Annotated in this window: 9 protein-coding genes, 1 tRNA gene, 3 rRNA genes and 1 riboswitch; of the genes, 10 read left to right on the top strand and 3 right to left on the bottom strand. The window is 55.3% G+C overall.

What is annotated here, in order from left to right; translation table 11 throughout:
• Nucleotides 1–27: 27 nt before the first annotated feature.
• Nucleotides 28–139: riboswitch (TPP riboswitch) on the bottom strand.
• 54 nt (nucleotides 140–193) lie between these two features.
• Nucleotides 194–691, bottom strand: coding sequence for an Rsd/AlgQ family anti-sigma factor (locus tag V1603_RS04155; RefSeq protein WP_061096558.1), 498 nt, complete (start codon nucleotides 689–691; stop codon nucleotides 194–196).
• Between the two features lie 95 nt (nucleotides 692–786).
• Here V1603_RS04155 and nudC point away from each other — a divergent pair, with 95 nt between their 5' ends.
• The 6 genes from nudC (at nucleotide 787) to V1603_RS04185 (ending at nucleotide 5,139) form a co-directional block, all read left to right on the top strand.
• On the top strand, nucleotides 787–1,560 hold the full coding sequence (gene nudC, locus V1603_RS04160; protein WP_166709750.1) for an NAD(+) diphosphatase: 774 nt from the start codon (nucleotides 787–789) through the stop codon (nucleotides 1,558–1,560).
• A gap of 38 nt (nucleotides 1,561–1,598) precedes the next feature.
• The gene (gene hemE / locus V1603_RS04165; RefSeq protein ID WP_163331134.1) at nucleotides 1,599–2,663 is read left to right on the top strand and encodes a uroporphyrinogen decarboxylase; all 1,065 of its coding nucleotides are present in this window, start codon (nucleotides 1,599–1,601) and stop codon (nucleotides 2,661–2,663) included.
• 9 nt (nucleotides 2,664–2,672) lie between these two features.
• Entirely contained in the window at nucleotides 2,673–3,344 is a 672-nt protein-coding gene (nfi, locus tag V1603_RS04170; protein WP_023331768.1) for a deoxyribonuclease V, read from the top strand.
• Between the two features lie 41 nt (nucleotides 3,345–3,385).
• Nucleotides 3,386–3,976, top strand: coding sequence for a YjaG family protein (locus V1603_RS04175; RefSeq protein ID WP_116344068.1), 591 nt, complete (start codon nucleotides 3,386–3,388; stop codon nucleotides 3,974–3,976).
• 186 nt (nucleotides 3,977–4,162) lie between these two features.
• Nucleotides 4,163–4,435, top strand: coding sequence for a nucleoid-associated protein HU-alpha (hupA, locus tag V1603_RS04180; RefSeq protein ID WP_002445246.1), 273 nt, complete (start codon nucleotides 4,163–4,165; stop codon nucleotides 4,433–4,435).
• Between the two features lie 11 nt (nucleotides 4,436–4,446).
• Entirely contained in the window at nucleotides 4,447–5,139 is a 693-nt protein-coding gene (locus V1603_RS04185; RefSeq protein ID WP_395313967.1) for a DUF1481 domain-containing protein, read from the top strand.
• Nucleotides 5,140–5,176: 37 nt separating this feature from the next.
• Here the strand turns inward: V1603_RS04185 and purD are convergent, their stop codons facing one another.
• Both purD and purH read right to left on the bottom strand, forming a co-directional pair.
• Nucleotides 5,177–6,469, bottom strand: a complete 1,293-nt coding sequence (purD, locus tag V1603_RS04190) for a phosphoribosylamine--glycine ligase (RefSeq protein ID WP_395313529.1) — start codon at nucleotides 6,467–6,469, stop codon at nucleotides 5,177–5,179.
• Between the two features lie 15 nt (nucleotides 6,470–6,484).
• Entirely contained in the window at nucleotides 6,485–8,074 is a 1,590-nt protein-coding gene (gene purH, locus V1603_RS04195) for a bifunctional phosphoribosylaminoimidazolecarboxamide formyltransferase/IMP cyclohydrolase (protein WP_116344065.1), read from the bottom strand.
• A 560-nt stretch (nucleotides 8,075–8,634) separates the two neighbouring features.
• On the opposite strand from purH, the gene V1603_RS04200 reads away from it, so the two are divergent.
• From V1603_RS04200 to rrf, 4 genes are all read left to right on the top strand, one after another.
• Nucleotides 8,635–10,174 (top strand): 16S ribosomal RNA (locus V1603_RS04200).
• A gap of 85 nt (nucleotides 10,175–10,259) precedes the next feature.
• Nucleotides 10,260–10,335: transfer RNA gene (locus V1603_RS04205), tRNA-Glu, on the top strand.
• Nucleotides 10,336–10,518: 183 nt separating this feature from the next.
• Nucleotides 10,519–13,423, top strand: a 23S ribosomal RNA gene (locus V1603_RS04210).
• 68 nt (nucleotides 13,424–13,491) lie between these two features.
• Nucleotides 13,492–13,607: ribosomal RNA gene (rrf, locus tag V1603_RS04215) — 5S ribosomal RNA — on the top strand.
• Together the 16S, 23S and 5S rRNA genes with 1 tRNA gene alongside form the textbook arrangement of a ribosomal RNA operon.
• Nucleotides 13,608–13,627: the final 20 nt, after the last annotated feature.

Below are 13,627 nucleotides of genomic sequence, written 5' to 3' on the forward strand. Positions count from 1 at the left end.
GAGAAGATCGCCCAGGGGCGATTCAACAGCAGTGTAACTCTTGTTCCCTTCGCAGGTATTAGCCTGATCAGGTTCCGCGGATCCCGAATTAACGGTCTCAGCCCGCGCGTTCAGGCGCTGGGCACTCCGACAAGAAAAATCCCCCTCCGCAGAGGGGCGAATGGTTGTAAATTACTCGTTAACGATTAAGAACTCAAGCCGGGCGCACGACGTTATCTTCGTGGCTGACGTCCAGGCCGTTATCCAGGGCGAGGGCGATCAGCTTATCTTCCAGCGTGAATCGCTCTTCCAGCGCTTCGCCAAGGTCGGAAAGCGCCTGCTGGAACTCAAGATAATTATCGTGATCGATGGCATTCTCGAGCGTGGAATCGTAGTAATCCATGATCTGCTGGGTATTGGCTTCCAGTAGTGGACAAAGTTTGCTGGCCGCTAAACAGGGATTTGTGCCTTCCATTTCGCGGATAATACGTTCATAAATGTTGAAATGGCCGTCGGAAAGGTAGTCGACCAGGCTCTGACAAAAATCATCCAGCGCTTTTTCGTTCAGCCGCATAAAGGATTCTTTGCCAGGCTTAAGACCGACCAGATTGTAATACGCCACGAGGAGATGCTTGCGTACATGTAGCCAGCGATCCACCAGTGTGTTACTTCCTCCAACGCGCTCCGTCAGGCTTTCTAGCTGGTTTAACATGGTCGACTCCGCAAAGTTTAGAATGGGATCTACTTATCCAAAATGTAACCACAATGCTAACAACATGTCAGTGAAGCGAAGGTAGTGCAATAGATATGGATCGTATTATTGAAAAATCAGATCTGGGTTGGTGGATCGTCAGTCACGAACAGAAGTTGTGGCTGCCCGGTGGAGAAATACCCTACGGTGCGGCAGAAACGTTCGATCTCGTGGGCCTGCCTGCGCTCAGGATCGGCGAGTGGCAGGGTGAGCCCGTATGGTTGATCCAACAAGCGCGTCGTCAGGATATGGGATCCGTTCGCCAGGTGCTTGATCTGGATGCGGGACTGTTCCAGCTCGCGGGGCGGGGCGTGCAGCTGGCGGAGTTTTATCGCTCGCACAAATACTGCGGCTATTGCGGGCATACCATGCACCCAAGCAAAACCGAGTGGGCGCTGCTCTGCGGCCACTGCCGTGAACGTTATTATCCGCAGATCGCGCCGTGCATCATCGTCGCTATCCGTCGGGAAGATTCCATCCTGCTGGCGCAGCATACCCGCCATCGCAACGGCATTCATACCGTCCTCGCCGGGTTCGTCGAGGTGGGCGAAACGCTGGAGCAGGCGGTAGCGCGCGAGGTGATGGAAGAGAGCGGAATCAAGGTGAAAAACCTGCGCTACGTCACCTCGCAGCCGTGGCCGTTCCCGATGTCGCTGATGACGGCGTTTATGGCTGAATATGATAGCGGCGAGATCGTTATCGACCAGAAAGAGCTGCTGGAGGCAAACTGGTATCGTTATGACGATCTGCCTCTTTTACCCCCACCGGGTACGGTGGCGCGTCGGCTGATAGAAGATACCGTGGCGATGTGTCGGGCCGAGTATGAGTAGTGTTACACTGAGGCCATGACGCTTAAGGAACTGCAAAAATGACCGAACTGAAGAACGATCGTTATCTGCGTGCGCTGCTGCGCCAGCCCGTTGATGTCACCCCGGTGTGGATGATGCGCCAGGCGGGACGCTATCTGCCAGAGTACAAAGCCACGCGCGCGCAGGCGGGTGATTTTATGTCGCTGTGCAAAAATGCCGAGCTGGCCTGTGAAGTAACGCTCCAGCCGCTGCGCCGCTTCCCGCTGGATGCCGCCATTCTCTTTTCGGACATTCTCACCATTCCGGACGCCATGGGCCTTGGGCTCTATTTTGAAACCGGCGAAGGCCCGCGCTTCACCTCCCCAATCAAAAGCAAAGCCGACGTGGATAAGCTGCCGATCCCCGATCCGGAAGGCGAGCTGGGCTACGTGATGAACGCCGTACGCACCATTCGCCGTGAGCTGAAAGGTGAAGTGCCGCTGATTGGCTTCTCCGGCAGCCCGTGGACGCTGGCGACCTATATGGTTGAAGGGGGCAGCAGCAAAGCCTTCACCATGATTAAAAAGATGATGTACGCCGAGCCGCTGGCCCTGCATGCGCTGCTCGACAAGCTGGCGAAGAGCGTCACCCTCTATCTGAACGCGCAGATTAAAGCGGGCGCGCAGTCGGTGATGATTTTCGATACCTGGGGCGGCGTGCTGACCGGGCGCGATTATCAGCAGTTCTCCCTGTACTACATGCACAAAATCGTCGACGGCCTGCTGCGTGAAAACGAAGGCCGCCGCGTGCCGGTGACGCTGTTCACCAAAGGTGGCGGCCAGTGGCTGGAAGCGATGGCGGCAACCGGCTGCGACGCGCTGGGCCTCGACTGGACCACCGATATCGCCGAAGCGCGCCGTCGCGTGGGCGACAAAGTGGCGCTGCAGGGCAATATGGATCCGTCCATGCTCTATGCGCCGCCAGCCCGCATTGAAGAAGAAGTGTCGACTATACTGTCTGGTTTCGGCCAGGGTGAAGGCCACGTGTTTAACCTCGGCCACGGCATCCATCAGGATGTGCCGCCAGAACACGCAGGCGTATTTGTGGAGGCGGTGCATAGGCTTTCAGCCCAGTATCACAAGTAAGGAGAGGTTATGGATCTCGCGTCGCTACGCGCTCAGCAAATCGAACTGGCTTCATCGGTGATCCGTGAGGATCGTCTGGATAAGGATCCTCCGCAGTACATTGGTGGAGCGGACGTCGGGTTCGAGCAGGGTGGGGAAGTGACGCGAGCGGCGATGGTCGTACTGAAATACCCTTCGCTTGAGCTGGTGGAGTACAAGGTGGCGCGTATCGCGACCACCATGCCGTACATTCCGGGTTTCCTCTCCTTTCGCGAATATCCCGCGCTGCTGGCAGCGTGGGAACAGCTCTCGCAAAAACCTGACCTGCTGTTTGTCGATGGACACGGTATTTCCCACCCGCGCCGCTTAGGCGTTGCCAGCCACTTTGGGCTGCTGGTGGATGTGCCGACCATCGGCGTTGCCAAGAAGCGCCTGTGTGGGGCGTTTGAGCCGCTCTCCCCAGAGCCTGGCGCGCTGGCGCCGCTCATCCATAAAGGCGAGCAGCTGGCGTGGGTCTGGCGCAGCAAGGCGCGCTGTAACCCGCTGTTCATCGCCACCGGGCACCGGGTCAGTATGGACAGCGCCCTGGCGTGGGTTCAGCGCTGCATGAAGGGCTACCGTTTACCTGAGCCGACGCGCTGGGCGGACGCCGTTGCCTCCTCGCGTCCGGCTTTTGTTCGTTGGCAGGAAATTCAGCCGTGATTCAGGTAAACTGCGGCTAATTTTCGATTCGAGACATCATCATGCTACAAAACCCGATTCATCTGCGCCTTGAGAAGCTGGAAAGCTGGCAGCACGTGACGTTTATGGCTTGCCTGTGCGAGCGCATGTATCCCAACTACGCCGCGTTCTGTAAGCAAACGGAGTTTGGCGAAGGCCAGATTTATCGCCGCATCCTGGATTTAATCTGGGAGACGCTGACGGTGAAAGACGCGAAGGTGAACTTCGACTCTCAGCTGGAAAAGCTGGAAGAGGCGATCCCGGTTGCGGATGATTTTGACCTGTACGGAGTTTATCCAGCGATTGATGCCTGCGTCGCGTTAAGCGAGCTGCTCCACTCTCGTCTGAGCGGTGAAACGCTGGAGCACGCTATCGAAGTCAGTAAGGCCTCGATTACCACCGTCGCCATGCTGGAGATGACCCAGGCAGGTCGTGAAATGACCGACGAAGAGCTGCGTGCCAATCCGGCCGTAGAGCAAGAATGGGACATCCAGTGGGAAATTTTCCGCCTGCTGGCAGAGTGTGAAGAACGCGATATTGAGCTGATCAAAGGTCTGCGAGCGGACTTACGTGAGGCCGGTGAGAGCAATATTGGTATAATTTTTAACCAATGAGACAACAAAACGTGATTTAACGCCTGTTTTGTCGCTCCTCGACTCTTCCCTTCTGCCCCCCGTCTGGTCTACATTTGGGGGGCGAAAAAAAGTGGCTATCGGTGCGTGTATGCAGGAGAGTGCTTTTTTGGCATTTTCGTCGCACTCGATGCTTAGCAAGCGATAAACACATTGAAAGGATAACTTATGAACAAGACTCAACTGATTGATGTAATTGCGGACAAGGCTGATCTGTCTAAAGTGCAGGCTAAAGCTGCTCTGGAATCTACCCTGGCTGCTATTACTGAGTCTCTGAAAGAAGGCGATGCTGTACAACTGGTTGGTTTCGGTACCTTCAAAGTGAACCACCGCGCTGAGCGTACTGGCCGCAACCCGCAGACCGGTAAAGAAATCAAAATCGCCGCAGCTAACGTGCCGGCATTTGTTTCTGGTAAAGCACTGAAAGACGCTGTTAAGTAAGACGCGTGGCAGTGAACAGTTTTAGCGAAGGGGCGGCAACGCCCCTTTTGTCTTTCTGGCGTGAAACGCTCGCGCTGGCAGGCGTGCTGTTGCTGTCAGCCTGTAGCCACGATTCCTCCCTCCCTCCGTTTACCGCCAGCGGTTACGCGGACAACCAGGGGGCGGTCAGGATCTGGCGCAAAGATTCCGGTGGCGAAGTGCATCTGCTTTCTGCCTTCAGCCCGTGGCATAGCGGCAATACGTCGACTGCGGAATATCGCTGGCAGGGAGATGACCTGTCGCTGATTGAACTGAACGTCTACAGCAAAACCCCCGAACACGTGAAAGTGCGTTTTGATGACCATGGCGAGCTGAGCTTTATGCAGCGTGAAGTCGGCGGTCAAAAACAGCAGCTTTCCAGCGATCAAATCGCCCTCTACCGTTACCGTGCCGAACAAATCCGCCAGACAAGCGACGCGCTGCGTCTGGGACGCGTTGTGCTGCGCCAGGGGCGCTGGCATACCGATGGGACGGTGACCACCTGCGAAGGGCAGACGGTGAAGCCTGAGCTCGAATCCTGGGCGACCGAACATATTCAACGCCGTCAGCGTCATTCATCAATGGAGGTGAGTGTGGCGTGGCTGGAAGCGCCGGAAGGCTCTCAGCTGCTGCTGGTGGCGAACGAAGACTTCTGCACCTGGCAGCCGACAGAGAAAAGTTTTTGATTTAAGTTCCCTCTCCCTTGAGGGAGAGGGTGTGAAATTACTCGCCCTGCTCACGCGCAATCGCGCGATAACCGATATCCTGGCGGCTGAAGCTGCCGTCCCAGTGAATATCCGCCATCAGCGCATAAGCGCGCTTCTGCGCTTCTGCCACGGTATGGCCCAGCGCGGTGGCGCACAGCACGCGGCCACCGTTGGTGAGGACGCGATCGTCGTCAGCCAGCTTCGTCCCGGCGTGGAACACCTTCGCACCGTCAATTTCTTCCAGCGGCAGGCCGTGGATTTCATCGCCGGTGCTGTAGCTACCCGGATACCCGCCCGCAGCAATCACCACGCCCAGAGACGCGCGCTCGTCCCACTCTGAGGTTTTCTCGTCGAGCTTGCCTTCGCAGGCTGCCAGACACAGATCCACCAGATCGGATTTCATGCGCAGCATGATAGGCTGTGTTTCCGGATCGCCGAAGCGGCAGTTGAATTCAATCACCTTCGGGTTGCCCTGCTTGTCGATCATCAGACCTGCGTAAAGAAAACCAGTGTAGGTATTGCCTTCCGCCGACATCCCTTTCACGGTAGGCCAGATGATGCGGTCCATGGTGCGCTGGTGCACTTCGTCAGTCACTACCGGAGCAGGGGAGTAGGCGCCCATCCCGCCGGTATTCGGGCCGGTATCGCCGTTGCCCACGCGCTTGTGATCTTGGCTGGTGGCCATCGGCAGAACGTGCTCGCCGTCGACCATCACGATAAAACTCGCCTCTTCACCGTCGAGGAACTCTTCGATCACGATGCGGTGGCCCGCGTCGCCAAAGGCGTTGCCGGCCAGCATATCGTGAACAGCGGCTTCGGCTTCCTCGAGGGTCATCGCGACGATAACGCCTTTCCCGGCGGCCAGACCGTCGGCCTTGATGACAATCGGCGCGCCTTTTTCACGTAAGTAGGCCAGGGCTGGCTCCACTTCGGTGAAGTTCTGATACTCCGCCGTCGGAATGTTATGACGCGCGAGGAAATCTTTGGTGAAGGCTTTAGAGCCTTCAAGCTGGGCTGCACCTTCCGTTGGGCCGAAGATTTTCAGGCCTGCTGCGCGGAACGCATCCACCACGCCAATTACCAGCGGTGCTTCCGGGCCCACAATCGTCAGGTCGATTTTCTCGCTCTGGGCAAAGCTCAGCAGCGCCGGGATATCGGTCACGCCGATAGCCACGTTCTGCAGCGCGGATTCCAGCGCGGTACCGGCGTTGCCCGGTGCCACGAAGACGGTATCAACCAGCGGAGACTGCGCCGCTTTCCACGCCAGAGCGTGCTCGCGCCCGCCGTTACCAATCACTAATACTTTCATTTTCTGCTCCGGGAATTAATGGCGGAAGTGACGCATGTCGGTGAAGATCATCGCGATGCCGTGTTCGTCGGCGGCGGCAATCACTTCGTCGTCGCGGATAGAGCCGCCAGGCTGGATCACGCAGGTGATGCCCACAGCAGCAGCCGCGTCGATACCGTCACGGAACGGGAAGAAAGCGTCAGAAGCCATGGCGGAGCCTTTCACTTCCAGACCTTCATCGCCTGCTTTAATGCCCGCAATTTTCGCGGAGTAAACGCGGCTCATCTGGCCGGCGCCTATCCCGATGGTCATGTTCTCTTTGGCGTAGACAATGGCGTTTGATTTGACGAACTTGGCGACCTTCCAGCAGAACAGCGCGTCACGCAGTTCCTGTTCGCTCGGCTGACGCTTGGTCACCACGCGCAGGTCGGCTTCTGTCACCATACCCAGATCGCGGTCCTGAACCAGCAGACCGCCGTTCACGCGCTTGAAGTCCAGGCCCGGCACGCGTTCGGCCCACTGGCCGCAAACCAGTACGCGCACGTTCTGTTTTGCCGCGGTGATTTTCAGCGCTTCTTCGGATGCGGACGGCGCGATGATCACTTCAACGAACTGGCGGGAGATGATGGCCTGTGCGGTTTCAGCATCCAGCTCGCGGTTGAAGGCGATAATGCCGCCGAACGCGGAGGTTGGGTCGGTTTTGTACGCGCGATCGTAGGCATCCAGAATAGAGTTGCTCACGGCAACGCCGCATGGGTTCGCATGCTTGACGATAACGCAGGCCGGCTCGCTGAATTCTTTCACGCACTCCAGCGCGGCGTCGGTGTCGGCAATGTTGTTATAGGAGAGCGCTTTGCCCTGCACCTGCCTGGCAGTCGCAACAGAGGCTTCTTTTACCTCTTCTTCTATATAGAAGGCTGCCTGCTGGTGGCTGTTCTCACCGTAACGCATATCCTGCTTCTTAATGAAGTTCAGGTTCAGGGTGCGCGGGAAGCGGCCAGAAGGATCTTTGCTTTCACCGTGGTAAGCCGGCACCAGGCTACCGAAGTAGTTGGCGATCATGCTGTCGTACGCCGCGGTGTGTTCGAAGGCTTTGATGGCGAGGTCGAAACGCGTTTCCAGTGTGAGCGACCCTTCGTTAGCATCCATCTCATTAATAATGGTTTCGTAATCGCTGCTCTTCACCACGATGGCCACATCTTTATGGTTCTTGGCCGCGGAGCGCACCATGGTCGGGCCGCCGATATCAATATTCTCTACGGCATCTTCAAGAGAACAGCCTTCGCGGGCAACGGTTTGGGCAAACGGGTAGAGGTTAACGACCACCATGTCGATTGGGGCGATGTCATGCTGTTTCATAATGGCGTCGTCCTGACCGCGACGGCCAAGAATACCGCCGTGTACTTTCGGGTGCAGGGTTTTGACGCGTCCATCCATCATTTCCGGGAAACCGGTGTAATCGGACACTTCGGTTACCGGCAGACCTTTATCTGCTAACAGGCGAGCGGTACCGCCTGTGGAAAGCAGCTCCACACCGCGTGCGGAAAGTGCCTGAGCGAATTCGACGATACCGGCTTTATCAGAAACACTGAGCAGAGCGCGGCGGACTGGACGACGTTGTTGCATGGTAAATCCCCTGGATTTCACGATTACAGAGAGCGTTAGATGAATTTTCCAGTGAAAAACTCATCTAACACACCTGACGGGGCATCCTTATTAAGCGCGAGCATTTTAACGAAAACGTTTGCGCAACGCTCGCATATTTTCACTTTTTCGTATCATTGTGGATAAGTCTGTGTGTAAAAAGGTATAAGGCGGGGTTTTGCTGTGGAATGCAGCAGTCAGTCATTTTTCTGTCATTTAGCGGTTGCGGCCTGCGGAGAACTCCCTATAATGCGCCTCCATCGACACGGCGGATGTGAATCACTTCACAGACAACCCGGTCGGTTGAAGAGAAAAAATCCTGAAATAACGGGTTGACTCTGAAAGAGGAAAGCGTAATATACGCCACCTCGCAACGGTGAGCGAAAGCCGCGTTGCACTGCTCTTTAACAATTTATCAGACAATCTGTGTGGGCACTCAAAGTGACATGGATTCTTAATGTCTTCGGACAATAAATGAATGCCAAGTCTCTGAGTGAACATACGTAATTCATTACGAAGTTTAATTCACGAGCATCAAACTTAAATTGAAGAGTTTGATCATGGCTCAGATTGAACGCTGGCGGCAGGCCTAACACATGCAAGTCGAACGGTAGCACAGAGAGCTTGCTCTCGGGTGACGAGTGGCGGACGGGTGAGTAATGTCTGGGAAACTGCCTGATGGAGGGGGATAACTACTGGAAACGGTAGCTAATACCGCATAACGTCGCAAGACCAAAGAGGGGGACCTTCGGGCCTCTTGCCATCAGATGTGCCCAGATGGGATTAGCTAGTAGGTGGGGTAACGGCTCACCTAGGCGACGATCCCTAGCTGGTCTGAGAGGATGACCAGCCACACTGGAACTGAGACACGGTCCAGACTCCTACGGGAGGCAGCAGTGGGGAATATTGCACAATGGGCGCAAGCCTGATGCAGCCATGCCGCGTGTATGAAGAAGGCCTTCGGGTTGTAAAGTACTTTCAGCGGGGAGGAAGGCGATAAGGTTAATAACCTTGTCGATTGACGTTACCCGCAGAAGAAGCACCGGCTAACTCCGTGCCAGCAGCCGCGGTAATACGGAGGGTGCAAGCGTTAATCGGAATTACTGGGCGTAAAGCGCACGCAGGCGGTCTGTCAAGTCGGATGTGAAATCCCCGGGCTCAACCTGGGAACTGCATTCGAAACTGGCAGGCTAGAGTCTTGTAGAGGGGGGTAGAATTCCAGGTGTAGCGGTGAAATGCGTAGAGATCTGGAGGAATACCGGTGGCGAAGGCGGCCCCCTGGACAAAGACTGACGCTCAGGTGCGAAAGCGTGGGGAGCAAACAGGATTAGATACCCTGGTAGTCCACGCCGTAAACGATGTCGACTTGGAGGTTGTGCCCTTGAGGCGTGGCTTCCGGAGCTAACGCGTTAAGTCGACCGCCTGGGGAGTACGGCCGCAAGGTTAAAACTCAAATGAATTGACGGGGGCCCGCACAAGCGGTGGAGCATGTGGTTTAATTCGATGCAACGCGAAGAACCTTACCTACTCTTGACATCCAGAGAACTTTCCAGAGATGGATTGGTGCCTTCGGGAACTCTGAGACAGGTGCTGCATGGCTGTCGTCAGCTCGTGTTGTGAAATGTTGGGTTAAGTCCCGCAACGAGCGCAACCCTTATCCTTTGTTGCCAGCGGTCCGGCCGGGAACTCAAAGGAGACTGCCAGTGATAAACTGGAGGAAGGTGGGGATGACGTCAAGTCATCATGGCCCTTACGAGTAGGGCTACACACGTGCTACAATGGCGCATACAAAGAGAAGCGACCTCGCGAGAGCAAGCGGACCTCATAAAGTGCGTCGTAGTCCGGATTGGAGTCTGCAACTCGACTCCATGAAGTCGGAATCGCTAGTAATCGTGGATCAGAATGCCACGGTGAATACGTTCCCGGGCCTTGTACACACCGCCCGTCACACCATGGGAGTGGGTTGCAAAAGAAGTAGGTAGCTTAACCTTCGGGAGGGCGCTTACCACTTTGTGATTCATGACTGGGGTGAAGTCGTAACAAGGTAACCGTAGGGGAACCTGCGGTTGGATCACCTCCTTACCTTAAAGAACCTGCCTTTGCAGTGCTCACACAGATTGTCTGATGAAAAGTAAGCAGCAAGGCGTCTTGCGATTGAGACTTCAGTGTCCCCTTCGTCTAGAGGCCCAGGACACCGCCCTTTCACGGCGGTAACAGGGGTTCGAATCCCCTAGGGGACGCCACTTGCTGGTGCGTGAGTGAAAGTCACCTGCCGTCATATCTCAAAACTGACTTACGAGTCATGTTTGAGATATTTGCTCTTTAAAAATCTGGATCAAGCTGAAAATTGAAACGACACACATGTTATGTGTGTTCGAGTCTCTCAAATTTTCGCAATCATGAAGTGAAACATCTTCGGGTTGTGAGGTTAAGCGACTAAGCGTACACGGTGGATGCCCTGGCAGTCAGAGGCGATGAAGGACGTGCTAATCTGCGAAAAGCGCCGGCGAGGTGATATGAACCTTTGACCCGGCGATGTCCGAATGGGGAAACCCAGTGTGATTCGTCACACTATCGTTAACTGAATACATAGGTTAACGAGGCGAACCGGGGGAACTGAAACATCTAAGTACCCCGAGGAAAAGAAATCAACCGAGATTCCCCCAGTAGCGGCGAGCGAACGGGGAGCAGCCCGGAGTCTGAATCAGCTTGTGTGTTAGTGGAAGCGTCTGGAAAGTCGCAGGGTACAGGGTGATACTCCCGTACACGAAAATGCACAGGTTGTGAACTCGAAGAGTAGGGCGGGACACGTGGTATCCTGTCTGAATATGGGGGGACCATCCTCCAAGGCTAAATACTCCTGACTGACCGATAGTGAACCAGTACCGTGAGGGAAAGGCGAAAAGAACCCCGGCGAGGGGAGTGAAAAAGAACCTGAAACCGTGTACGTACAAGCAGTGGGAGCACCTTCGTGGTGTGACTGCGTACCTTTTGTATAATGGGTCAGCGACTTATATTCTGTAGCAAGGTTAACCGTATAGGGGAGCCGAAGGGAAACCGAGTCTTAACTGGGCGTTAAGTTGCAGGGTATAGACCCGAAACCCGGTGATCTAGCCATGGGCAGGTTGAAGGTTGGGTAACACTAACTGGAGGACCGAACCGACTAATGTTGAAAAATTAGCGGATGACCTGTGGCTGGGGGTGAAAGGCCAATCAAACCGGGAGATAGCTGGTTCTCCCCGAAAGCTATTTAGGTAGCGCCTCGTGAACTCATCTTCGGGGGTAGAGCACTGTTTCGGCTAGGGGGCCATCCCGGCTTACCAACCCGATGCAAACTACGAATACCGAAGAATGTTATCACGGGAGACACACGGCGGGTGCTAACGTCCGTCGTGAAGAGGGAAACAACCCAGACCGCCAGCTAAGGTCCCAAAGTCATGGTTAAGTGGGAAACGATGTGGGAAGGCACAGACAGCCAGGATGTTGGCTTAGAAGCAGCCATCATTTAAAGAAAGCGTAATAGCTCACTGGTCGAGTCGGCCTGCGCGGAAGATGTAACGGGGCTAAACCATGCACCGAAGCTGCGGCAGCGACGCTTATGCGTTGTTGGGTAGGGGAGCGTTCTGTAAGCCGTTGAAGGTGGCCTGTGAGGGCTGCTGGAGGTATCAGAAGTGCGAATGCTGACATAAGTAACGATAAAGCGGGTGAAAAGCCCGCTCGCCGGAAGACCAAGGGTTCCTGTCCAACGTTAATCGGGGCAGGGTGAGTCGACCCCTAAGGCGAGGCCGAAAGGCGTAGTCGATGGGAAACAGGTTAATATTCCTGTACTTGGTGTTACTGCGAAGGGGGGACGGAGAAGGCTATGTCAGCCGGGCGACGGTTGTCCCGGTTTAAGCGTGTAGGTGTGTGTTCCAGGCAAATCCGGTTCACTTTAACACTGAGGCGTGATGACGAGGCACTACGGTGCTGAAGTGATAAATGCCCTGCTTCCAGGAAAAGCCTCTAAGCATCAGGTAACACGAAATCGTACCCCAAACCGACACAGGTGGTCAGGTAGAGAATACCAAGGCGCTTGAGAGAACTCGGGTGAAGGAACTAGGCAAAATGGTGCCGTAACTTCGGGAGAAGGCACGCTGATATGTAGGTGAAGCCCCTGCGGGCGGAGCTGAAATCAGTCGAAGATACCAGCTGGCTGCAACTGTTTATTAAAAACACAGCACTGTGCAAACACGAAAGTGGACGTATACGGTGTGACGCCTGCCCGGTGCCGGAAGGTTAATTGATGGGGTTAGCGGCAACGCGAAGCTCTTGATCGAAGCCCCGGTAAACGGCGGCCGTAACTATAACGGTCCTAAGGTAGCGAAATTCCTTGTCGGGTAAGTTCCGACCTGCACGAATGGCGTAATGATGGCCAGGCTGTCTCCACCCGAGACTCAGTGAAATTGAACTCGCTGTGAAGATGCAGTGTACCCGCGGCAAGACGGAAAGACCCCGTGAACCTTTACTATAGCTTGACACTGAACACTGGTCCTTGATGTGTAGGATAGGTGGGAGGCTTTGAAGCGTGGACGCCAGTCTGCGTGGAGCCGTCCTTGAAATACCACCCTTTAATGGCTGGTGTTCTAACGTGGACCCGTAATCCGGGTTGCGGACAGTGTCTGGTGGGTAGTTTGACTGGGGCGGTCTCCTCCCAAAGAGTAACGGAGGAGCACGAAGGTTAGCTAATCCTGGTCGGACATCAGGAGGTTAGTGCAATGGCATAAGCTAGCTTGACTGCGAGAGTGACGGCTCGAGCAGGTGCGAAAGCAGGTCATAGTGATCCGGTGGTTCTGAATGGAAGGGCCATCGCTCAACGGATAAAAGGTACTCCGGGGATAACAGGCTGATACCGCCCAAGAGTTCATATCGACGGCGGTGTTTGGCACCTCGATGTCGGCTCATCACATCCTGGGGCTGAAGTAGGTCCCAAGGGTATGGCTGTTCGCCATTTAAAGTGGTACGCGAGCTGGGTTTAGAACGTCGTGAGACAGTTCGGTCCCTATCTGCCGTGGGCGCTGGAGAATTGAGGGGGGCTGCTCCTAGTACGAGAGGACCGGAGTGGACGCATCACTGGTGTTCGGGTTGTCATGCCAATGGCACTGCCCGGTAGCTAAATGCGGAAGAGATAAGTGCTGAAAGCATCTAAGCACGAAACTTGCCCCGAGATGAGTTCTCCCTGACTCCTTGAGAGTCCTGAAGGAACGTTGAAGACGACGACGTTGATAGGTCGGGTGTGTAAGCGCAGCGATGCGTTGAGCTAACCGATACTAATGAACCGTGAGGCTTAACCTTACAACGCCGAAGGTGTTTTGGCGGAAGAGACAGAAGATTTTCAGCCTGATACAGATTAACAGAATTTGCCTGGCGGCTTTAGCGCGGTGGTCCCACCTGACCCCATGCCGAACTCAGAAGTGAAACGCCGTAGCGCCGATGGTAGTGTGGGGTCTCCCCATGTGAGAGTAGGGAACTGCCAGGCATCAATCAAGAAGAACCCCG

Origin of the sequence: Enterobacter sp. ECC-219 (assembly GCF_043966805.1) — a bacterium.
Taxonomy (GTDB): Bacteria; Pseudomonadota; Gammaproteobacteria; order Enterobacterales; family Enterobacteriaceae; genus Enterobacter; species Enterobacter cloacae_N.